Origin of the sequence: Blautia sp. 2227st1_G12_2227SCRN_220401 (genome assembly GCF_039062885.1) — a bacterium.
Taxonomy (GTDB): domain Bacteria; phylum Bacillota; class Clostridia; order Lachnospirales; family Lachnospiraceae; genus Blautia_A; species Blautia_A fusiformis.
Genome location: NZ_JBCLNI010000020.1, coordinates 43352 through 63794 on the forward strand (window position 1 = coordinate 43352; position 20443 = coordinate 63794).

The 20443-nt window shown below is 50.3% G+C and carries 25 protein-coding genes; 3 read left to right on the top strand and 22 right to left on the bottom strand.

Annotated elements, in window-relative coordinates:
- Positions 1-415: 415 nt before the first annotated feature.
- From ABCM67_RS11090 to ABCM67_RS11120, 7 genes are all read right to left on the bottom strand, one after another.
- Positions 416-1924, bottom strand: coding sequence for a recombinase family protein (locus ABCM67_RS11090; protein WP_342992866.1), 1509 nt, complete (start codon positions 1922-1924; stop codon positions 416-418).
- Positions 1925-2013: 89 nt separating this feature from the next.
- Positions 2014-2190: a hypothetical protein gene (locus ABCM67_RS11095; RefSeq protein ID WP_005927581.1), complete on the bottom strand. Its 177-nt coding sequence runs from the start codon at positions 2188-2190 to the stop codon at positions 2014-2016.
- Between the two features lie 133 nt (positions 2191-2323).
- On the bottom strand, positions 2324-2527 hold the full coding sequence (locus ABCM67_RS11100) for a hypothetical protein (protein ID WP_117851693.1): 204 nt from the start codon (positions 2525-2527) through the stop codon (positions 2324-2326).
- Between the two features lie 507 nt (positions 2528-3034).
- Positions 3035-3457, bottom strand: a complete 423-nt coding sequence (locus ABCM67_RS11105; RefSeq protein WP_342992867.1) for a sigma factor-like helix-turn-helix DNA-binding protein — start codon at positions 3455-3457, stop codon at positions 3035-3037.
- Between the two features lie 455 nt (positions 3458-3912).
- Positions 3913-4725: a hypothetical protein gene (locus tag ABCM67_RS11110; protein WP_342992868.1), complete on the bottom strand. Its 813-nt coding sequence runs from the start codon at positions 4723-4725 to the stop codon at positions 3913-3915.
- A 128-nt stretch (positions 4726-4853) separates the two neighbouring features.
- Complete coding sequence (locus tag ABCM67_RS11115; RefSeq protein WP_270485669.1) at positions 4854-6272, bottom strand: HAMP domain-containing sensor histidine kinase; 1419 nt, start codon at positions 6270-6272, stop codon at positions 4854-4856.
- Positions 6256-6927, bottom strand: coding sequence for a response regulator transcription factor (locus ABCM67_RS11120; protein ID WP_004612692.1), 672 nt, complete (start codon positions 6925-6927; stop codon positions 6256-6258). The genes ABCM67_RS11115 and ABCM67_RS11120 overlap by 17 nt, the downstream gene beginning before the upstream one ends.
- 181 nt (positions 6928-7108) lie before the next feature.
- Between ABCM67_RS11120 and ABCM67_RS11125 the strand changes: the two genes are divergently transcribed.
- Positions 7109-7474, top strand: a complete 366-nt coding sequence (locus tag ABCM67_RS11125) for a helix-turn-helix transcriptional regulator (RefSeq protein ID WP_004064252.1) — start codon at positions 7109-7111, stop codon at positions 7472-7474.
- A 169-nt stretch (positions 7475-7643) separates the two neighbouring features.
- On the opposite strand, the gene ABCM67_RS11130 is transcribed toward ABCM67_RS11125, so the two are convergent.
- Both ABCM67_RS11130 and ABCM67_RS11135 read right to left on the bottom strand, forming a co-directional pair.
- Entirely contained in the window at positions 7644-9059 is a 1416-nt protein-coding gene (locus ABCM67_RS11130; RefSeq protein ID WP_027643550.1) for a relaxase/mobilization nuclease domain-containing protein, read from the bottom strand.
- A 79-nt stretch (positions 9060-9138) separates the two neighbouring features.
- Entirely contained in the window at positions 9139-9429 is a 291-nt protein-coding gene (locus ABCM67_RS11135) for a CD1845 family protein (RefSeq protein WP_009901657.1), read from the bottom strand.
- Positions 9430-9648: 219 nt separating this feature from the next.
- Between ABCM67_RS11135 and ABCM67_RS11140 the strand changes: the two genes are divergently transcribed.
- On the top strand, positions 9649-9795 hold the full coding sequence (locus tag ABCM67_RS11140) for a hypothetical protein (protein ID WP_155245099.1): 147 nt from the start codon (positions 9649-9651) through the stop codon (positions 9793-9795).
- 3 nt (positions 9796-9798) lie between these two features.
- Positions 9799-10671: a hypothetical protein gene (locus tag ABCM67_RS11145; protein ID WP_009901654.1), complete on the top strand. Its 873-nt coding sequence runs from the start codon at positions 9799-9801 to the stop codon at positions 10669-10671.
- Positions 10672-10714: 43 nt separating this feature from the next.
- Here ABCM67_RS11145 and mobC read toward each other — a convergent pair whose 3' ends face one another.
- From mobC to ABCM67_RS11210, 13 genes are all read right to left on the bottom strand, one after another.
- Positions 10715-11056, bottom strand: coding sequence for a plasmid mobilization relaxosome protein MobC (gene mobC / locus ABCM67_RS11150; RefSeq protein WP_009901652.1), 342 nt, complete (start codon positions 11054-11056; stop codon positions 10715-10717).
- Positions 11056-11238: a DUF4316 domain-containing protein gene (locus tag ABCM67_RS11155; protein ID WP_003500078.1), complete on the bottom strand. Its 183-nt coding sequence runs from the start codon at positions 11236-11238 to the stop codon at positions 11056-11058. The genes mobC and ABCM67_RS11155 overlap by 1 nt, the downstream gene beginning before the upstream one ends.
- 12 nt (positions 11239-11250) lie before the next feature.
- A complete protein-coding gene (locus tag ABCM67_RS11160; protein WP_009901650.1) occupies positions 11251-11841 on the bottom strand; it encodes a hypothetical protein in 591 nt (196 codons plus the stop codon).
- Between the two features lie 132 nt (positions 11842-11973).
- Positions 11974-12375, bottom strand: a complete 402-nt coding sequence (locus ABCM67_RS11165; protein WP_074048887.1) for a cysteine-rich VLP protein — start codon at positions 12373-12375, stop codon at positions 11974-11976.
- Positions 12376-12573, bottom strand: a complete 198-nt coding sequence (locus tag ABCM67_RS11170; RefSeq protein ID WP_005927616.1) for a hypothetical protein — start codon at positions 12571-12573, stop codon at positions 12376-12378.
- Positions 12570-13217, bottom strand: a complete 648-nt coding sequence (locus ABCM67_RS11175) for a DUF4366 domain-containing protein (protein ID WP_342992869.1) — start codon at positions 13215-13217, stop codon at positions 12570-12572. The genes ABCM67_RS11170 and ABCM67_RS11175 overlap by 4 nt, the downstream gene beginning before the upstream one ends.
- On the bottom strand, positions 13204-13470 hold the full coding sequence (locus tag ABCM67_RS11180) for a DUF4315 family protein (RefSeq protein WP_005927622.1): 267 nt from the start codon (positions 13468-13470) through the stop codon (positions 13204-13206). The genes ABCM67_RS11175 and ABCM67_RS11180 overlap by 14 nt, the downstream gene beginning before the upstream one ends.
- Positions 13471-13492: 22 nt before the next feature.
- Positions 13493-15160 carry a C40 family peptidase gene (locus ABCM67_RS11185; RefSeq protein WP_009901643.1) on the bottom strand — a complete coding sequence of 556 codons (1668 nt, stop codon included), beginning with the start codon at positions 15158-15160 and terminating at the stop codon, positions 13493-13495.
- A 279-nt stretch (positions 15161-15439) separates the two neighbouring features.
- Complete coding sequence (locus tag ABCM67_RS11190; RefSeq protein WP_032512341.1) at positions 15440-17707, bottom strand: DUF87 domain-containing protein; 2268 nt, start codon at positions 17705-17707, stop codon at positions 15440-15442.
- Positions 17708-17786: 79 nt separating this feature from the next.
- Positions 17787-18173 carry a PrgI family protein gene (locus tag ABCM67_RS11195; protein WP_016306500.1) on the bottom strand — a complete coding sequence of 129 codons (387 nt, stop codon included), beginning with the start codon at positions 18171-18173 and terminating at the stop codon, positions 17787-17789.
- Positions 18174-18217: 44 nt separating this feature from the next.
- Positions 18218-18871: a hypothetical protein gene (locus ABCM67_RS11200; protein WP_342992872.1), complete on the bottom strand. Its 654-nt coding sequence runs from the start codon at positions 18869-18871 to the stop codon at positions 18218-18220.
- 9 nt (positions 18872-18880) lie between these two features.
- Entirely contained in the window at positions 18881-19522 is a 642-nt protein-coding gene (locus ABCM67_RS11205) for a septation protein SpoVG family protein (protein WP_342992870.1), read from the bottom strand.
- Positions 19523-19564: 42 nt separating this feature from the next.
- Positions 19565-20431: a CD0415/CD1112 family protein gene (locus tag ABCM67_RS11210; protein WP_342992871.1), complete on the bottom strand. Its 867-nt coding sequence runs from the start codon at positions 20429-20431 to the stop codon at positions 19565-19567.
- Between the last annotated feature and the right edge of the window lie 12 nt (positions 20432-20443).

A 20443-nucleotide genomic window follows, 5' to 3' on the forward strand; every position in this document is an offset into this window, starting at 1 on the left:
ATGTAAATCTGGTGCGGCTGAACCTGGATGAGGCAGTGATACCGGAGAGCTTTGGTAAAAGGGAAATCGGGATCAACCGGGATCTTTGTATAGGATTTCAGCACAAAAAAAGACACCAAATATGCCCCGGCCATCAGACATCAGCCAAAGCGATATTTAGTGTCAGAAAAATCCATATTCAATTTGCGCGAGGATTATTATAGCAGATTTTTTTCAGGAAAAGTAAAGAGAAAAATTCTGCGAGAAATAGATGCCTTTTATTTTTGAAATTGAAATCTGCACAAAAAAACGTATGCAAATTTATAAAATATGTATAAATTATTTGTTGAAATTTTATAAAAAAAGGAGTAAAACATCGGTGTACAAGGGGTACAAACAAGATAAAATAGAAATGAGGGGCGATAGAGCGGAAATGTCAGATTTTCCACTCTATCTGAACATGGTCGCTAGTGGCCTTGATTGTAGAGATCAAGCCATCAGCGGCTTTTCTTTTGTCGTCAAAATCTATGCTGTCCCAGTTGTCGAGATAATAGGATAACTTCTTTATCTGCTGGGGAGATATGGTTTCAACACTCAATTCGGCGATTGCCTTTGAAATGGTCTGGCGTCGGGTGTCCAGTTCTTCAATTTTTTTGTTGGCGTAGGCAAGCAAGGTCGCATTGGCTCCGGTCAGCGTATCCAGCAGCTTTTCAATTTCTGCCTCCACCTGCGCCAGCTCCACTTGATAGGCGGTCAGCTTCGGATTGACTTTTTCCTCCCTGCCGTGGAGTATCTGAAAGTCTTTGAACTTCTCCTGCATGGCCGAGAAAATGAATTGCTCAAATGCTTCTTTGTGGATTTTCCCGCAGCCCGGACAGCCTTTGTTTTCCGTCCGTTTGGTACAGCGGAAATATCCGGTGTTGTTTGGTACATGGGTGGCTTTCAAAGCATACCCGCAATGCCCGCATTTGATTTTTCCGGCCAGCCAAGTGTTCTTCGGTTTCCGTCCCTGCTGGAAGGTGGTATTTGCCATAAGTTTTTTCCGACATTTCAGCCATGTGTCAGAGGAAATGAGTGCTTCATGGGGAGCGATAACAAGTATCTGGTCTTTTAAGCACCTGTCCTTGTCCTCCTTCACATCCCGCCCCTGATAGAGATAGCAGCCGTTTGTTCCGGCAAAGTCAGAAGCGTCATTGACAATCGCTGCGCCCTGGCTCTTGAAAAATTCGTACAGCTCCAAATCGGCCTGTGCGTAAACCGGGTTTCTTAAAAGCTGGGAAAGAAATGTACGGAACATGGATTTGCCATAAATTTTTATATCATGTTCCTCGAAGTATCGGGTAATATCTCCGAAGGAGGTTTCCGGTTCAGCGTACATTTCAAACATCAGCCGAACATGGTCGGCGGCTACGGGGTCGGCAACCATTTTCTTTGTGCGGATACCCTCTACCACAGTAGGCTCTAACTGATAACCGTATGGTGCTTGTCCGCTCATGTGAAAACCTTTCAGGCACCGGGAATAGTAGGCGTCTGTGACACGCTTCTGAATTGTCTCTCGTTCAAGCTGGGCGAATACAATACAGATATTCAGCATGGCTCGGCCCATCGGGGTCGAAGTATCAAACTTTTCTGTGGAGGATACAAACTCTACATCATACTCTTGAAACAGCTCCATCATCGTTGCAAAATCCAGAATAGAGCGGCTTATACGGTCTAGCTTGTATACGATGACCCGCCTGACCTTTCCCTTGCGGATCTCGCCCAGCAGCTTTTGAAACTCCGGCCTGTCCGTATTTTTACCGGAATAGCCTTTGTCCTTGAATACCCGGCAGTTTCCACCTTTCAATTCATACTTGCAAAAGTCGATCTGACTTTCAATGCTGATACTGTCCTTGCGGTCTACTGACTGTCTTGCGTAAATACAATCTTCTCTGATAAATTCCATATTGGGCTCCTTTCCTTGTTGGAATGGAGCTACCAACCTTACAACTATATTATACCATCAGCAGCCCCGGACAACAATGTTGCGAATGATTAGGGAAATCTGTCCCCATATTTGCTGAACACCTCGTAAAGACAACGCTCAATTTCTTTTTTACGCTGTGCTTTCTCCTTCGGGGGAAGTACCGGCGTGAGGCTTTCCAGCACAATGATCTTCCCTTGAAATGCGACAGATTTTGTTTCTCGTTCATAAGTGACAGCTTGCGTCATTGAAAACCTCCTTTGCGAAAGTGCGTGTATATGCCTGCCTTTCCCACTTGTCCCGTGGGGAAATGTCAAAAGACGGCACCCAGCAGGTGCCGCCCTTTGAGCTTTCTCCACTTCGGGTCGATGTGGCCCGAGGTCAGTAAGGACTGGAAAGGTACTTTTCTTTGGCGTCCTCCACGCTGTTGAGGTCAAATACTTCATAAAGCTGCCCCACAACACGCCGTATATCCTTCTTTGAAAATCCGCAGTCCTCCATTGCCATAATGACATAACCACGGCAGGCGTCATTGCTCCATTCGTCCGGTTCCAAGCCGGGGATCATTCCAAACGCATTTCCCATAAAGTGCTCCTTTTTTGAAAAGATGGGGAGCCACGCCGGATCGGTTGGCCTATCATCAGACAGCATTGCCGGGGGCTCCCCATAGGTTTTCACTTCATTTCAGACACATCGGACGGACATAGGCTTCATGCCCCATAGTATTTCAACTCTCCCCATTCTGATGGCAAGGCGTTCTCATTGCCTGCGACGGCTCACGGCTTGCAAGGCCGCTTCAACGCTCGGACTGTGACTAAACGCAAGTATCCGGGTTCTGCGCCTGTTCCGGTGGAGCCAGCCTTTCCCCACCTATGGCATGAACCTGTTCGCTCGCTCAGTTTTACAAAGACTGTATTCTCTGAAATCCAAGGTCATGGCGGGTCTGTCACACAGCGCGTTCCCCTTCGTATCCGGGTGTCTTTTTATTCAATTTTCAATCTGCATGAGGCTTGTCTGAACCTCGGGCCATTGTGACCCGAAGTGTTTTGCCTCTCATAAGCCATTTCATTTTCCGGCCTAAATCGGTACGCCTTACAGAGAATTTTTCAAAATTTTTTCTAAGCGCCGCAGACCTCGCTCGATTGCGACACGAACTACTTTTTCATGGACGCCCTCTGCCCGGGCAATGTCCTGTTTGGTCATGCCGAGAATGAAATGAGCATAAATCCGTTTTGCCTGTTTGTCCGGCAGACTGGAAATCGCTGCGTGAAGCTCCTGCATGGTCACTTTCCGCTCATACAGTTCATGGGGAGATAAGGCAACAAAGACAGCTTCATGCTCCAGCCCGTCATCCCGATCAAGGGAATAGTAGGCTTTGTGGCGGTATGTACGCAGCCGATAAGCAGCCTCTTTACGATCAAACTCTTTGAACATTTCTGCAACTTCTTCCGATACTTCCATGAAGCAATCTGATGTATAGAATGGGTAATAGTCCCGCAAATTGATAATAGTCATATTGACCTCCATTTCGGTTGTTGGTTGACGAGTGACCGAAACGAAGGCGGCGGGGAGCGGCACCGGGGAATGACTTCGGGCCAACATGACCCGAAGCAACCCCACAAGAACGCAAAAGCGCCCGGGCGGCACGAAGCCACACGGACGCATGAAATGACATAATAGTTAAGGTTCCAACAAATTTCGCGTACATAGCCGGAATAACCCGGAGGGGGAGCTATGCTTTTTTTAATTGATGTAGGTCATGGGTACTATGAAAAGAGGCAAAAATAGACACGGCGGCAATCCTCCTATATGCCGCCGTGGATTTACACGGTGTTAGGTCGTCGTTGGTTTAGGGGAGACGAAAAGAAACGGCGGCTCTGAAAATCAAAGCCGCCGCTTCATAGGCGCGTGAAAATGTGTCTGCTGTACGACGGCTTTTTTTCTTTTGCCGTCGTCCGGCAATTCACAAGTTATTTCACAAACTGTTCTAATTCTCCCTTATCCACAGAAACCAGCTTTTCAATGTTGCCGGCCTTGTCACGAATAACATTCAAGCTAACGCCATCACTCACCCCTTTGTCGCAAAAAGTGTAATGCTCCTTGTCGTAAAGGATATAGATAGGCTTTTCGCCGTACATCCAATGATTAAAAGTCTTGTCATAAGAAACGCCAAATTCGGTGTATGCGTCCAGACTGTCATCACGATAATTCAGATCGCCTTGTTCAAAGCTACCACTTCCGGCCGTAATTCCCGCCTTTTCCAATTCGGCTTTCAATGCCTCCTGCTCTTTGGTGCGAGCATTAAAGTCAGCGTCCGAGGATTGCTTTAGACCTGTCAGAGTTCCATCTTTATCTCTAATGGGTTCAACGTCTATCACGCCGTCATCATAGGAAAAGCCATTCGTTTCATTAGAATTGATCTGATCCTTGAAATAACGCACGACTTGCCCGTTATAGAAGAAACGATCATTTTCCGTGTCGTATGTCATACCATACGGTTCATAGATAGAATACTTTTCAGCAATCTCAGCCCGGCGTTCTTGCTCCGCTTTGACCTGTTCCTCAGAGGAAAGGACTTCATCATTCTCGTAGGCTTGCACCGAGGAAGTCTCGTCAGAGGAAATGGGAGTGCCGCTATCTTTCGCCTCCTCAAAAGGTGTTGAGCTGGTAGTTGACTGGTTGGGTTCCGTCTGGCTTGCCGCGCTTGTAGCACAGCCACTTAAAACAGCTGATGCACAAAGTGCCATTGTGAGTAAAAGAGTTGTGATTTTTGGTTTTTTCATATTCTAAAACACTCCTTTCTGTTTCTGAATATATAGTAGCAGAACTGTTTGGGATACCATTGTGGCGAATATGTTTTTTATGTGTAGTTAAAAATACGGGGCGATCAAATTTGACCGCCCCGCATTTTTCAAAATCGGATTGAAAACAATACCCCTCTGTCTGTGTTTTTCAAGCTATATATTATATTGTGCTGTTCTAAAATAGTTTTGACGATATAAAGTCCTAAGCCGCTACCCCCTGTTTTTCGATTGCGTGATTGCTCCATCCTATAGAAAGCATCAAATAATTTTGGAATTTCTGCTTCTGGAATATGCACACCAGTATTTTCTATCTGGAAAACTACCGATCCATTTTTAGAAAATGCGTCCATATAGATTGAACTGCCTCTCGGAGAATACAAGATGGCATTAGAAACAATATTGTTAATTGCTTTTTGTATCAGCATTTTGTCTACGACGATTTGCAGGGCGGGAGAAATATTCTCGTTCCAGTCAATTTCCTTTTGTACAATCAGATCCTCAAATAAAGCATATTCCCGTTTCAGAAGATCAGAAAAATCCATTTTTTCTTTTCGCAGACCTACTTTAGATGATTTCATACGCGAAACCGTCAGTATTTCTTGTACCATGCTCTCCATTGTATTGATGATTTCAAGGGAGCGCGATAGATATTTATTGCGATCCTGATAATCGCCCACATTCAAAATCATCCCCTCTGTCTGCCCCTTGATAATTGTAATAGGCGTTTTTAATTCGTGAGAAACAGCAGAGAAAAAATCAAGTTGTGCCTGTTCTAATTCTTTTTCGTGCTCTATGTCTGCCTGCAATTTTATATTTGCTGCCTGTAGATTTTCCAAAGCGGCAGATAGCTTTTTAGACATTTCATTCAAGCTATGCGCCAGGACACCAAGCTCGTCTGTCCGACTTTCTTCACACTTCCAGCTAAAGTTTAGTTCAGACATATTTTTTGATACTGCGCTCAGTCGTAATACGGGCCTTGTAACATAGCGGGAGTAAATCATTGAAGCAAGCGTAGCAATAATAAGAATAACAAAAAATAGAATGATAAAAACATTTGCCAGAGTATTCCTAAGCAGGTCAACCTCATGCGCGCTACCGGCAACTGTCAATGTATAAACAGTGTCCGATCCTGCGAAAGAGAACAGGTAGCTATGTGTTGCCCGATACGCCGCCGGATCAGTATTTTCAGTTGCTATTCCTCCATCAAGAAAACGAGGAAATTCTTTTACCCCCTGTGAGGGCAGTTCGATTGCGTTACCGTCATCGTCGGATAGTTGAAGCAATACCCCGTTATTGTTCAAAAGAAACTCATCAAAAAGCGTTCCGCTTTCCAACGGGGACATGGTTTGCAACTCCGCAATAAAAGAGGAAACCGTATTTTCCAAGCTTGCGTCAAGTGTTGTGCTATATGTTTTGGGAACGAGCCACGAAATGACGGTATATGTCAGAACACAGCAAATACTGGTCAGCAAAAAAGTGATTGCAAATATTTTTGCAAATAGACTTCCTTTAATTTTCTTTATCAATTTTATATCCCACCCCTCTGATTGTCTGGATGAAGTCAATCCCCAACTTTTTGCGAAGATTTTTAATGTGAGTATCTACAACCCTTTCATCGCCATAAAAGTCATATTTCCATAGCTTATCCAGCAGATTTTGCCGCGTAAGTACACGCCCTTGATTTAGCAGAAGCTCCCTTAACACCTCAAATTCTCGCTGGGTAAGGTCAAAAGAAACACCGTCTACCACAGCGGTATAACTGTCCATATCCAGAACGAGATTTTTATAGGTAATCGTTTGGTGTTCCTGCTCTGGAATCATAGAACTTCTGCGGAGAACAGCGCCGATTTTGCGAACCAATATCGGCATGGAGAATGGCTTTGTAATATAATCGTCAACCTGTAAATCTAAGCCTCGGATTTGTTCCTCCTCTCCGTTTAGAGCAGTTAGCATAATGATAGGAACCTGTGATTGCTTACGGATTAGCTCGCAGACTGTAAATCCATCAATTTTAGGCAACATTATATCCAATAATATCAAGTCAAAATGAGCGGATGAAAACAGTGCAATAGCCTCCATGCCATCACTTGCAATCGTAATTTCATATCCGACCTCTTGCAAAAAATTTCTTAAAAGATCTTGAATATCTAAATCGTCCTCAACAATTAAAATGTGCTGCATAAAACCACCTCCATTGGTATAGTAGCATAAAATTTTGTGATTCGTGTGTAGTTCCTATCTAAATTATAATTGAAGCCATCAAATCTTTCAAATTTCAGAGCATGAAACAAAATACTACCTAACATCAAATTTCATTACATTCTCATAATCTAACGCGAAATGTAGAATGATATAGGGTGATATGAGAATGAACCAAGATGAAAGAAGGTTTGACTTTCACGGCCTCGGGGCGGCTCTCAAAAGAGCTAGAGAAGAAAAGGGCTGGACACAAGCCTATGTTGCGGAATTAGTAGACCGTGACTCCCGTACCATTATGAATATTGAGAACAAGGGGCAGTATCCCAGCTTCGACCTTTTTGTTAAACTCATTACTATGTTTGACGTCTCAGTTGACCAGTTTATTCATGCGGATGGAGGGGCAAGGTCAAGCTCTTGCAGAAAGCACATTGATGTACTTCTAAACTCCATGAATGAAAAAGAGCTTGTCGTGATAGAAGCCACAGCCGAGGGCATTAAGAAAGCCAGAGAAACGGAGGTTCCAGAATAAGGGCCTCTGTTTTTTTGCGCCATTTTAGGGGCTGCCGCTAAGTGGCAAGCAATGCCTCTGTGGCCACAAGTGGCACAAAGGCGGCTTGTTGGGGCTCGCCCCAAACCCGTATCTTCGGGCCAACATGGCCCGAAGTGTCAGCGTCGCTTTGCTCCTTGTTTTCATAATCTCAACGCTCCTTTTCATGCTTTCTGCCCGGCTCGGTGTAGCCCAGCAGAGTATCAATGTTCGCCTTGATCGTGACGATCTCCTGCATATCCCGTCGTGCCTTTTGATATTCTCCATAGAGCTGTTTTTTCTTTGCTGTGAGCTTACGGCCTTCTTCCTTCAGCACATCCATTTTGGGGAGCTTTGCCCCGCCCAGCAGAGAGCGCATTTCCGCTTGTGCAGCCCGGTACAGTTCAAGGTCGGCCTCATGCTCCGCAAGGAATTTCCGGCTGTACTTCGTCGCCTTATACCGCTCAAAGACTGGGCGGGTTTTGGCATACTGAACCGTTGCGGCCTTTAGCCCGGCATTGGTTTTCATGGCCTGTTCCGTCTGCTTGACCTGTTCGGAAATAGCATGGAAACGGTCTGCCGCCTCGGTGGCTTTCTGCGCCAACTGCTCATAATCGGTCAGGCCATTGTCTTGTATATAGGCAAGAGCGGCGGCCATCTGCTTAATGTTAAATACCTTCGCCCAGCGTTCATATCCCGGCCCCTTACCGGCAGCCAGCTTTGCTTGAATATCCACCGCCAGACTGATTTTCCGCTCCGAGCGCCCGGGGCGTTTTTCTTTGCCCTCAATGGCGGCCAGAACATCTTGCAAGTCGTAGCCGTCCCCCAGCGTGGAGGCTCGCAGACGGGTAAAGCGTTCCTGTCCCTGCCCGGTCAGCCGGAAACTGATACCGCCGCCCCGAACCGTCTTGACCTCATATCCGGCCCGCTTCATCAGATTGAGAAATTCGTCCAGATCAGCGGGGCGTTCCGCCAGCGCAGTATCAATGGCAAGGCGCAGCCTGTCCTGATAGGAAAGCGGCCCTTTTCGTTCTTTCTGCCATTCTCCATAATTCCGATACTTACCCTTGCTCCGGGGCTTCGGGTTCTCCACAATGGACAGCCCGTTTTCAAGACACAGCCTGTCAGAGAGCCTACGGAGGGCAAAGCTGGAGCCCCAAAAATTTCGGAATTTCCGGGTGCAGTCAAGAGTGGTGGAGTTGTAATAAATGTGACAATGGATGTGCTGCTTGTCGGTATGTGTGGTAACGATAAAAGCGTGCCGCCCCTTCGTCCAGCGCATAGCCAGCTCATAGCCGATACGGTTTGCCTCCTTCGGGGTAATCTCGCCCGGATAGAAGGATTGTCGTATCTGATAGCACAGCACATCATTTTCTTTCTTCTGTTCCCGGCCCGTCATTGCGGCATAGCTGGCCTTTGCCAAAAGGAACTCGTCCGCCACGGTGGCCGGATCACATTCATAAGCGGAGATATACTTTCCGCTTTCTGTTTTCTCCGGGTCCTTGCCATAGTCCAGACAATCCCGGATGGCCTCGGCAATCGTTTCGCCTTCACCCGCATGGCGTTGTAACAAAGTTGTGGTAGCCAGAAATCATCCCTCCTTTCCATGAGAAAAGGGCAACCCATTCAGACCGCCCCGACTTCGGGCCATCATGGCCCGAAGCTGTTTAACTTGCCAGAAACCGATACAGAGCGGATTTGCCTCCGTCCAGCGCCCAAAGAAGGGAGCCAGCCGCCGCTTGCAATCCATACGGCGAAAGAAGGAAAGCAAGAAACAGAAATACAATCCCGCCTATGGGTGTCGGCGTGAAAAAAAGAGCGACACCCAGCACCGCTAGGATCACAGAGGCAATCGTCAGCAGGACGGCACAAATATCAAATAGGAACACCAGCAGAGCCGCCAGAAGGGACAGCGCCAAAGCAAAGGGAGCGACCAATATTTTCAGCAGTATCTTCATCTTCAAAACCTCCTTTATCTTTTCTATTTTCATTTTACCATGCCTGCCTAGGGACATAAATGTTGCGAATAAATAGCGAAACCTGTCCCGGAGGCTCGGGCCATCATGGTTAAAAGCCATTGTTTCATCAGAAAGAATATTGTATAATCAGTGTGCGAGAGAGGGGTGATGGATGTGCGAGAATCACAAAAGCAGTTGATTTTAATGGACTGCAAAATTATGATGAACAAATTAGGTGATATACCATTTGATATTTCCTTTGAAAAGCTTCAAACAGAGTTATGGAACATTGGAAACAAATATGGTATATCAGGACCAGAAGTGTTTAAGATACTTATGGATAATTTTCCAAAAAAGGGGGGATAAGGCTTGAAAAAAAGCAGAAGTTTATTTGAAGCGTTTCGGGCACTAAAAAATTTGGTTCAAGTGCTATTTAAGAAAATGCCTGTCCTTTTTTTGGTGTTAATTTATTTAGTAGATTTAGGTATACGAAGCTACCTGTCAGAAGGATTTTCTACTACATACTTGTTAGGATTACTTATCCTTTTAATTTCGATAGGTATTTATGTCAGCACAAAAAGCTTTTCTGAAACAACACTCAGCTTTGTATTAGGCGTACTAACGATTTACTCAATTGATTGGGAAAAGGCCAATATTACTTTATTTGTCATTTTATATTTAGCATATATTGTAATTGTGTTTTATGTTTCTGTTATAAGATTAGCGGCAAAGCAAGAAGTAATATTAAGCCAAGCTGCTTGTAAATTAGACATCAAAGACCATGATAGAATCTACAAACATCTAAAAGCTATTTCTCACACGACGACAAAATACAATCAGCTATCTATATTGGATAAAAGTGAAGTCATTCGATATTTGGCCTTTCGCCAAGTTATTACCGGCGAATATGAAGAAGCTATCAATGTAATCGAGTTAATCAAAAGCGTTTGTCAAACTGATATTATTTCTTGCTGTGAAATTTACTACGGTTTCTATGCGTACTGCTATAACAAGCAACCAAGAACTCCTAATATCTCCAGCGAGATTGAGAAGATGTTCGATAAAGTAACTACCCTTACCATGTCATACACAGAGTTTTTTAATGTTTTTGCCTCAACAAAAAGAATACTGGTTGAAGGGAAATTAACTTTTGAAAAGTATTTACTCGAAATACGAGAGCTTTCACTTAAAGGATACAGTAGTGAAGATATAATTGATTTGATGAAAACAAAATACCTATAAAAATAGGAGGGATAAAAGTCGTACGACTTTTATCCCTCCTATTCTACTTTTGTACCAGCTCGGAGAGCTCCCGCAGCACCTTTGACACCTCGCCCCACAGCTTTTCATAGTCCCGCTTCAATCCGTCGATTTCCTCCGGGTATACGCCATAGGTATGTGCGTGTATGGCAACCTGATTGAGATTGTTAGAACAGCGCCGTTGCAGAGAGATCAGCTCTTTTACGGGCGCAAGGTCGATGTGCAGGATATACCCATTCAGAGCCATTTTCCGTACATAAGCCCCGGCGTTGGAAATGCCCGCCTCAGCCATCCGTTCATGGATGGCTGCCAGCTCGTCCGGCGTTACCATGACGTGCAGATGGACATTCCGCTTGCGGTTCTCCATCAGCGTTCCAGCTCCCGGCCTTTCCGGCGCTCTTTGGGCTCTTTTACCTTGTCCAGCGGCTTTGCGTCCAGCTCCGGGGGCGTGGGTGGGATGGGCGTATTGTTGGGTACGCCGTCGATCATGTTGCAGTTCTGCTCTGTGGAGAGCTCGGCGGTTTTCAGATAGTTGTCTTTTTCGTGCATGGCGATCCTCCTTTATCGTTCCTCATGGTTTTTATGGCTCCGCTTCTGGCCGGGCTCCTTCGGGGGGTCCTGCCCTCTGGTTCCTTCTTTGAGCCGGGCGGTAATGGATGGGCGCACCCGGTCAGGATTGCCCGGTGCTGGTTTCAGTTCATAATCCTCCATCTGCTTTTCGGTCAGCGGCTTTGCGTAGGTCAGTTCGCCCCATGCCATCAGCCTGCCGTCTGCCACAGGACGCCTCCTGTCGTCATCGTAGTTGACGATGGAAAGAGGCTGGTTATCCGGCGACTTCGGGTAAGTTCCTATGTCCACGGGCCGCTGGGTGGAATAATAGCGGTAAACGCCCTCCGGTCCCAGTTCGGTATGCCTGACTGCCGCATGGTAAAGCTGCTGATAGTCGTCCACCCGGCGGTCAAAGTCCTTCTGCGCCCACGCCTGACTGTTTCCATAGCGGCCCCAGTAGTAATCCCGATGGTCGTTTTCCCCCTCGGTAAACTGCCAGGTCACAAAGGGGCTCGGCGCTCCCGGATTATGCCCCAGCGCAAAGCCGTGTCCGGTTTCAAAGGTGGCAGCTTTCAAAATCACATATCCTTGTACTGTCTCCAAGAGATACCTCCTTTCTGTGCCTCAGGCTAACATGACCCGAAGTGCTGGATGTTACGAAATAAGAGGGCAGACCGAGGAGGAATGTAATAAGATATTCCCACCCCGGAAACACCCTCAAAAAAGCCCGGAATGTCAAGCCTTTGGAGGCGGCAAATCGTAACAGCCGCCCGGTCTTTTCTCCCGCATTTTCCTCATGCGTTCCCGGCTTTTTCGGCGGTTCCCTTCGGCCTTGCAGGTGTCGGAACAGTAGGCTTGACGCCCCTCGGGCAAAAACGCCTTTCCGCAGACCGCACAGGCCCGCAGCTCCGGGGAGATGCCTTCCGTTGTCAGCGACGCTTGAAGCTCCGGGTTAAGAGGCAGGACAGCTTCACGGAAATAACGGCAGTACGCCCCTGTCCAGCACTTGTGCAGCATATAGCAGGCACAGTCAAGAGGAAGGCACAGGCCGCTTTCCCGGTCATAGTTGGCGCACATCCCCGTGACCAGAGTGCGGATTTTCTTCTTCTCGTCACGGGTCAGCTCCCGGGCGTCCATTTATGACTTCGGGCCACGATGGCCCGAAGGGCGGGGCTCCACGATCAGCGCCCGGAACTTCTTCCGGCACTGTTTTTTCTTTCCTTTGCACTCCTTGTAATAACGGCATCCCTTACAAGGGTCGTCATTGTCCCAGCCGGGGTGCGGTACTTCCTTCATCATTCGTTCAAAAGGGCTGCTTGTAAAATTCATTCTCATTCCTCCGTATCTTCCTCCCACGGCGGGGTATCTTCGTCCTCGGGTTCCTCTGCGATCTCCTCCAGCTCCCCGTCCTCATATTCGCAGTAATCATCTTCCAAATCCGGGGCTTCATGCTTCGGCTTGTAAATCTTGAAATAGTAACCAATTCCACCGCCGGCCAGCACCACCGCGCCGATCAGGAGCATAGAGAGAAGGGGGCTGTCCTTTTTCTCCGGCTCGGGTTCCGGTACTTCCTCCACAGGTTCGATGGGCTTTGGCTCTGGCTCCGGGGTCACTTCTTTGGGCGGTTCCTTACCCTGTTCGGCAAGAGGCAGAAGGTCGTCTGTGGTAACGGTATTGAGGAAATAGACGTTCTCGCTGGTTTTCTGTTTGTCGATCACCAGATAAAACACGCTCTCGTCTGCTGTGGTAATGGTGTAAAACTCTTTACCGTCCTCGTCGGTGGCGTTGTCCACCACGGTTCCCGTCCCGTCCGGGGTAAAGGGGTTCTGGGTTTCCGGCTCCGCTTCGGTTTCCACCGGAGCGGGAGTGGCCTCGGGCTGCGGCTCATTGCTCTGGGCGTAAGCCGGGACCGTAAAGATCAGGCAACACAAAAGGCTGGCAGTTATCGCCGCCAGCCTGCGGTATTTAGTTTTCTTCATGGGCTGTGTCCTCCTTTTCGGGCGCCTCCGGCTTCGGGTCAGTATGGCCCGAAGCGGTAAGGCTGTTTTTGGGGTCATTCAGAAAAGCCATAAGCTGGGCGGGTGTCAGTTTGAGGGAGCGCACCGCCTGTACGATCTGGCTGTTTTCTTCCTCCTGTTTCTGCTTTTCCAGCTCCCGGATTTTGGCCTGCCACTCGGCAGCCTTCTCCCGGGCTTTTTCCAGTTCCTTATCGAGCTTGTCGATCTTGTTCATGCAAGGACTCCTTTCCTCTGGCTCACAGACGCCCGAAGGCATAGAAATGTGTCTGCCAGTAGCTTGAATTGATATTTGCGTATTGGATGGGGGACCCACAATGGAGCATCATCCCGTCGCCCACATAAATCCCCACATGGGACACAGGGCCGGGGCTGTCATAGGTTCCCGTGAAAAAGATAATATCGCCCGGCTTTGCCTCGGAGGGAGAAATGATAGCACACTGGTTGTAAATGCCCTGCGCCGTGGTACGGGGCAGGTTGTGGACGCCGCTGGCCGTGTACACCCAGCAGACAAAGCCCGAACAGTCAAAGGAGGTGGACGGGCTGGAGCCGCCCCACACATAGGGCCAGCCGATGTACTTTGTGGCTTCTTCCATGAGCGCCGCAAAAGCCGGGTCATCCAGCGCCTCGCCGGGTATCTCATAGCTGGGGCCGGTATCTTCGCCGCCGTTGTAAATCCCTTCCCACAGATAGGGTTTGTTGCCCTTGAGCTGCTGCATAACGGTGTAGATTTCCCGCTGCTGTTCGTTAAGCCTCGGCAGGATCACGGCGGGCAGCGTTTTGTTTGTGAGGGTCACATTTAAGATGTAATACTCATAGGGGACTTCCTCGGTGGTGGTTTCCCCGGTCTCCGGGTCGGTGCTGGTTTCGGTGCGGTAGCGTATCTCGACTTCCTCCGTCAAGGTCAGCTCATACTGTGCCTCAAAGATCTCCCGCAGCTCGTCCTGCACCTGTTCACGGAAATACACATGGTACTTTGCCGAGAGATAGGACGCCAGCTCATAGGGGTTATGGCCGATCTCGTCCACGGAATAGCGGTACTCGTCATAGCCGGGATGGGTGCTTTCAATGTTCGCTACCGTCTGCGCCAGCTCGTTTTCCAGCGCCGTGTAGTCCTCGTCCACCCCCAGCAGGTCCGTATCCTCCGAGGCGTAGGAGGTGCCGGATAACGCATTGGCAAGGCCGCTGCCAAGCGTGGGAAAGATGGAGCTTACCGCCGACACAAGAAAACAGAGCAGCAACAGCAGGAGCAGGACCAGCACCGCCACAGGATGACGGGTCACAAACTGCGCCGCCCGCCGGGTCGCAGTTCCCGAAGCGGCAGCGGTTTTCTTTGCGGCCTTTGCGCCCTGTTTTGCAGCCGCCTTTGCTTCTTTGGAATACCGGCGTTTCAGTTTCCATTTCTGCTGCACACGGGAAAGCGGATTACTGGCAAGCTCCGGGTGTTCGGAGGCCATTTTCTGAAAATCCACATTGGCCCGGGCTTTTATGTCCTTCCGTTCCCACTTTGCCACCTTCCGGACCTGGTGCTCCCGGTATCTCCGTTTGGCATACCGGGTCAGTTTCCGGGCTCCGGCCTCGGCCACAAGTTCCGACTTATGGGCTCCTTCCACACCCACATTTTCATGCTCAACTTCGTGGATTTTGTTGTGGAGATAAAACCATGCTTCGGTGCGGGCTCCCCGAACAGCTTTCTTCGCAAGCCCCGGCGGCTTCTTCGCTGCCCGTTTTGCCTCGGTCTTGTCCAGTTTCTCCCGGGCCTTTCCCAGCTTTTCCCCGGCGTGTTCCGCTTTTGCCTGTGCTTTCTGGTACTTGTCCTTTTTGCTCCCGGCCTTCTCGGCGGAGCCCTCCGGCTCCTGTGCCTTGCCGGTATCCTGCGGCCCGCCCGCTTCATCTTCCTGCCTCATGCGGTCAGAGGGACGGCTTTTCCGGCTGTCCTCTTGAAACTTACCGCTTTTGGACTTCGGGCCATCGTGGCCCGAAGGACTGTCCTGCCCGGTATCCTCGTCCTCAAACCGCAGGCGTCGGGACGGTGCGGGGGAAGGCCCTTCCCGTTCAGCCGGTTCGGGGCGATTGCCCCCGGTATCCTCCGTCGGCCCCGGCCTCTGAAAATTCCGTTTGTCCGGTTTCTTTCCGATGATGTATCCCTCCTTTCCAAACCTCGGGCCATCATGGCCCGAAGTGCGTTATGCCCGGTTCATTTCCTGTTTTTTGTCCTCCGGGCGGGTGGTCATAATGGCGTACAGCTCCGTGTTCTGCGGGAAACGGTCAACAAACGGGATGGTGGTGTTCCCGAAGAACAGCAGCCCTTCGCCGGAATTGGTATGGGTCACATAGGAAAGCTGGTGGGGGCTGATCCCAAGCTGTTTGGCTAAAATCTGCCGGTCGCCCTGTGCCTGCGAGAGCAGCACAAGGAAGTCCGAGTTTTCAAAGATATTCTCGATCTCCGGGCTTGCCAGAAAATCCTTCACGTTCTGCGTTAAAGCACTGGGAACGCACCCTTTTTTTCGCAGCATTTTCCAGATCGCCACACAATAGCTTGCCGTCAGACGGTCACGGAGCAGCACATGAAATTCGTCGAAGTAGCACCATGTAGCGATACCGCGCAGGAAATTCATGGACACCTGTGAGTTTACCAAGTCCTGCATAATGAGCATGGCAATCGTCCGAAGCCCTGCCCCCAGCTTTTTTAAGTCAAGGCATACCAGACGGCGGTTCAAGTCCACATTGGTTTCATGGTTGAACACGTTAAGAGAACCCGACACATAAATTTCAAGGGCAGTTGCCAGCCGTACCGCCTCGCCCTCCGGCTGGGAACAGAGCAGGTCATACAGGGTTTGGAGGGTCGGCATTTTGCTTGTTTCCGGGTTCTGCAAGTGTTCCCGGTACATCTGGCGCACACAGCGGTCAATAACGGTACGCTCCACCGGCTGCAAGCCGTCCTTGCCGCCGACGATCAGCTCCATCAGCGATAGGATAAAGTCGGCTTTCAGCGCCATCGGGTTTTCCTCGTCGAAGCTCAAATCAATGTCCATCGGGTTGATGTGGTGGGGGCTGTCCGGGGCGATCTCGATGACCTGTCCGCCCAGCCGCTTGATAAGGGGCGAGTATTCGCCCATCGGGTCAACCACAATGATCCGGTCACGGGTGGCAAGGAACACGTTCACAAGCTCCCGCTTTGCGGCGAAGGATTTGCCGGAGCCCGGCACGCCGAGGAACAGGCCGTTGGGGTTTTTGAGCTTTTTCCGGTTTGCCATGATGACATTATGGGAAAGTGCGTTGAGCCCGTAATAGACGGCTTCGCCATCCATGCGGAGCTCCTGCGTCATAAAGGGAACGAAAATGGCCGTGGAGCTGGTCGTCATGCCGCGCTTGATCTCAATGCCGTTATGGCCCAGCGGAAGGCTGGAAAGAAAACCGTCCTCCTGCTGGAAGTCCAGCCGCTTCAAGGTGCAGTTGTATTTCTGGACGATACCCGACACCGTGAACAGGTCATTGTCCAGCTCCCGGCGGGTCGGGGCCATGTTTACCACAAGGAAGGTCAGCAGGAACATTCTTTCATTCCGGCTCTGTAAATCTTCCAAGAGGGTCTTTGCGTCGTTGCTGTATGTTACGAGGTCGGGTGGAAGTATGTCCATGTCGTACCCGGACCGGGCAGCCTTCTTTTGTTCCTCCACCTTCATCTTGTCAATGTCGGAGACTTTGGCCTTGATGGATTTTACGGCGGCGGCCTGATCGACGGTTTGGATATGGAGAGTGATGGTCATTTCCGCATCCATTTCCAAAAGCTCCGCCAGCAGCTTGTCCGAGAGCTCCGAGGCTAAAATCTGCAAGTAAGAGGCAGCGCCCCAAGTCGTCCCCACCCGGAACAGACGGCTGAAACGGAAGTCGAAGCTGTCCGGGGCGATAAAGTCTTTGGTGGAAAGCCCGGTTTTTGGAATCATATCCCATGAAAACCGGAAGGGGGAGCCGCTGCCGGGGTGGAGCTGCCCGTGAAGAAGCTCCAGCCGTTCCAGCCCCGAAAGGGAGCGGCACTTGACGCCCAGCTTTTTGAAGTTCCCGCAAATGTCCGCCTCTACACGTTCCAGCCTTGCCCTGGCGGTGGGAAGGTCGTCCACGTTCACGCCGAAGGTCAGGAGCTTTGTGCGGACAATGCCGTTGTTGCTTTTGGCGATCTGGTTTTCCAGCATTTCCACATACTCACACCGGACGCTGTTGTAATCGTCATCCTGCATGGGGATGTTCACGCTGTACCGGCTGCCCGGGCGGCTCCGGTGGTTGAGGAAGGAAAGCTGGAACGGAAGGCTGCTGTCAAAGTAGTTAAGGCAGGCGCTCCACCCGTCAAAGATGGCTGCCTGATCTTCGGACTGTGCGAGCTGGTAGTTGATGTCCTCGTATTCAATGGTTTTGGTGTAATAGCGGTCCGCTACCCGGCACACCCCATCCCGGTACATTTCCCGGTAAGGGAGGGTCTGCTGGGCGGTGGTGGGAATGTTTTTTCCTTTCGTGAACAGGCCGGTAAGGCCCTGCTTTTCAGGCTTTCTGCCTGCGGGCTTTCCGGCCCTTCTGCTGTTTCGCAATTGGCTGCGCCTCCTTTCTGGCGCTAAGCAGCGCATAGAAGTTTTCGGTTTTGTAAGGCCGCACACGGGGATAGAGGAACCGGGTGCGGATGATGTTTTTCAGCACTTTTTCCAACGGCAGGCCGTCCCGCTCATACATAGCCAGAAAGAAGAACGGGAGCATGAGGCCGATCATCAGGAACATGGCGGCGCTGTTCCCGATACTGTCACGGGAAAGCAGGTAGGCCGGGAGCCCCACCGCCGCTGCGCCGGAAAAACAAACAAGCTGGCGCTTCGTCAGATTGAAGGCCAGCTTTGTCTTGATTTTGGAAAGGTCTTTTGGTACTGGCACATAGGCCATTTGGGTACACCTCCTTTACTGCTTCGGGCCATCATGGCTCGAGGTTATCTTGCGGCTTCTTTGGCCGGGGTTGTACTGCGGGCAGCTTCGGCGGCCTTGCGTCCGCTCTGCCTTGCCCGCCAGTATTCGGGGTTATACTGCCGGATGGACTGATTGAGTTTTTCTTCAAACTGTTCTTTGTCCTTAATGCGGTCAGGGATGTTCCATAGCTTTTTGTCCAGCAACTCCCGGAGCACCACACTTTCCTGTGCGTCCTCCTCATAGCAGATATAGCCCTTGTCCTTGAAGCCGCACTTTTTCGCTGCTGGGGCGAGGACGGCGGCTACCTCATTTGCCACCATCGTTCCGCCGTGGCTGGCGGTAGATACCAGAAACACCCCCGGACAGAGGGTTTCACAGCTCTGCACCTCGCCCCACGGGGAGTTTTTCGGCGCATGGAACATTCCGCCCGTCCGGCTCCGATCCGCCTGCATGAGCGCTGCCTTTTCTAAGATGGCTTTCAGTTCCGGGGAAAAATAGGCATATTCCCGAAGGACACGGGCGGCCTCCCCGCCGCAGGCGTTCATCAACAGGGTATAGGCGTCGCTGTCCGCTTTGGTACAGAGGCCCAGCAGTTTTCCGTCGTAATAGCAGGCCGCGTCATAGCCCGTCCGTTTGCGTGGCATGGTTCCCGCCTCCTTTCTGCTTCGGGCCATTATGGCCCGAGGTCAACGCTCCGTCCCACGGCTGGGCTTTTCCTTCGGAGGCCGTTCCGCCTTTGCCCGTTCGGCAGCCGCTTTCCCGGCTTTGAGCTGGTCGCTGATGGACGCACGCCCCACAGAGCCGCGCTCCGCCATCTGTTCCAGCTTTGCCTCATAGGCTTGCAGAACAGCGGTGTTGAGCTGTTCTCGGAACTCCTTTGTGACAGGGTAGGCCATATCCCGGTAGCCGCCTTTGCCGTCCGGCTGGCTGGGCATCCCAAGAAAGAGGCCCTTGCTGCCCTGTACGATTTTCAGATTTTCCACCACAAAGCAGTCATTGAATTTCACGCTGGCAAAGCCCATCAGATTTTTCACAGGTTCGATGACCCGCACGCTTACATCCAGCTTCAACGGTGCGGCCGGGGTGGTGTTTGCAACCTTTTCCTGCATGGTTTCCTCCTTTCCGGCGGGAACAAGGTTCCCGTCCTTGTAGTCATAGCCTTCCGCCCGGAGTGCCGCCAGCGTGTCCGCCGATACGCACCCGGACAGTTTCAGATCGGTTTCCACCATAAAGCGCCTGGTGTCTGCTTTAGAAAATTCTTCGGGGAGCTTTCCGTAGAAAGCCGGGTGCGGCTGTCCGTCCGCACCCTGTTTGTAACGCCGAGGCATACCGCCTCCTTTCCGCTTCGGGTCAGCATGGCCCGAAGTCTCTTAATGGCAGCCGAAGATGGATTTTGCAAGACTGCCTGTTTTGAATAAGGTAAAACACAGCAGCACCGTATATCCCACACAGCCCCAGATTGCCCCGATGGGGTCGCCGTCGGTGGCGATACTCTGGATCAGCACCGCATAGATGGCGACACAGACTAAAATCAATAGGCCTTGAAAGCCTACTGCAAAGAGGGAGCGGAAATAGTTCTGCCCCATGTGTCCGGTTTCCCTGTTGGGGACTGTGGCAAACGGGATAGGCGCTAAACTTGTGAGTAAATAAATTTCAATCATACGGCCATATACGATGACGAAGATCACGATGTTTAAGGCAATCATGGTAAGCTGGATCAGGAAGGATTGTAGCCAGAGTCCGAACAGAGGACCTAACTCCATCGCCTCAAGCTCTGTCCGCAGACTGTCCAGCACATCCGGCGTGATCTCTGTCCCGTTCTGGATAATGCCCGCTGACTGCTGTATCACATGCTGGCTCACATCAAAGACCGCCAGCACGATATTGAAGGTGTTCGTCAGGAGCATCACAGCCACAAAGGTTTTGAACACCCACTTAAAAAACATCCATGTGTCAACTTCATGGAGGTTGTTGCGTTCTATGAGCATCTGTATCAGCTCATAAGTCATTACAAAAGTGAGGATGACCCCGGCGATTGGCAGGATGGCAGTTTCAGAGATCTGTCGTATCATGGAAAAGACCCCGGCGTTCCAGTCCGCCGGGGTCGTGCCTACCTGTGTGGCGATCTCGCCAACGCTCTGATTGACGTTATCGAAAAGGCCATCCAGATTTCCCATGATACCATCGACGAGCAGACCTTTCAGCCATTCAACGATTGCGTCGATGATAAAGTCCATACATCAGCTCCT

Excerpts from the sequence above, each read along its gene's own strand:
- ABCM67_RS11090 (WP_342992866.1), bottom strand. The coding sequence starts at position 1,924 with ATGGAATTTATCAGAGAAGATTGTATTTACGCAAGACAGTCAGTAGAC.
- ABCM67_RS11095 (WP_005927581.1), bottom strand. The coding sequence starts at position 2,190 with ATGACGCAAGCTGTCACTTATGAACGAGAAACAAAATCTGTCGCATTT.
- ABCM67_RS11100 (WP_117851693.1), bottom strand. The coding sequence starts at position 2,527 with ATGGGAAATGCGTTTGGAATGATCCCCGGCTTGGAACCGGACGAATGG.
- ABCM67_RS11105 (WP_342992867.1), bottom strand. The coding sequence starts at position 3,457 with ATGACTATTATCAATTTGCGGGACTATTACCCATTCTATACATCAGAT.
- ABCM67_RS11110 (WP_342992868.1), bottom strand. The coding sequence starts at position 4,725 with ATGAAAAAACCAAAAATCACAACTCTTTTACTCACAATGGCACTTTGT.
- ABCM67_RS11120 (WP_004612692.1), bottom strand. The coding sequence starts at position 6,927 with ATGCAGCACATTTTAATTGTTGAGGACGATTTAGATATTCAAGATCTT.
- ABCM67_RS11125 (WP_004064252.1), top strand. The coding sequence starts at position 7,109 with ATGAGAATGAACCAAGATGAAAGAAGGTTTGACTTTCACGGCCTCGGG.
- ABCM67_RS11135 (WP_009901657.1), bottom strand. The coding sequence starts at position 9,429 with ATGAAGATACTGCTGAAAATATTGGTCGCTCCCTTTGCTTTGGCGCTG.
- ABCM67_RS11140 (WP_155245099.1), top strand. The coding sequence starts at position 9,649 with ATGATGAACAAATTAGGTGATATACCATTTGATATTTCCTTTGAAAAG.
- mobC (WP_009901652.1), bottom strand. The coding sequence starts at position 11,056 with ATGGAGAACCGCAAGCGGAATGTCCATCTGCACGTCATGGTAACGCCG.
- ABCM67_RS11155 (WP_003500078.1), bottom strand. The coding sequence starts at position 11,238 with ATGCACGAAAAAGACAACTATCTGAAAACCGCCGAGCTCTCCACAGAG.
- ABCM67_RS11165 (WP_074048887.1), bottom strand. The coding sequence starts at position 12,375 with ATGGACGCCCGGGAGCTGACCCGTGACGAGAAGAAGAAAATCCGCACT.
- ABCM67_RS11170 (WP_005927616.1), bottom strand. The coding sequence starts at position 12,573 with ATGAGAATGAATTTTACAAGCAGCCCTTTTGAACGAATGATGAAGGAA.
- ABCM67_RS11175 (WP_342992869.1), bottom strand. The coding sequence starts at position 13,217 with ATGAAGAAAACTAAATACCGCAGGCTGGCGGCGATAACTGCCAGCCTT.
- ABCM67_RS11180 (WP_005927622.1), bottom strand. The coding sequence starts at position 13,470 with ATGAACAAGATCGACAAGCTCGATAAGGAACTGGAAAAAGCCCGGGAG.
- ABCM67_RS11185 (WP_009901643.1), bottom strand. The coding sequence starts at position 15,160 with ATGAGGCAGGAAGATGAAGCGGGCGGGCCGCAGGATACCGGCAAGGCA.
- ABCM67_RS11190 (WP_032512341.1), bottom strand. The coding sequence starts at position 17,707 with ATGTACCGGGATGGGGTGTGCCGGGTAGCGGACCGCTATTACACCAAA.
- ABCM67_RS11195 (WP_016306500.1), bottom strand. The coding sequence starts at position 18,173 with ATGGCCTATGTGCCAGTACCAAAAGACCTTTCCAAAATCAAGACAAAG.
- ABCM67_RS11205 (WP_342992870.1), bottom strand. The coding sequence starts at position 19,522 with ATGCCTCGGCGTTACAAACAGGGTGCGGACGGACAGCCGCACCCGGCT.
- ABCM67_RS11210 (WP_342992871.1), bottom strand. The coding sequence starts at position 20,431 with ATGGACTTTATCATCGACGCAATCGTTGAATGGCTGAAAGGTCTGCTC.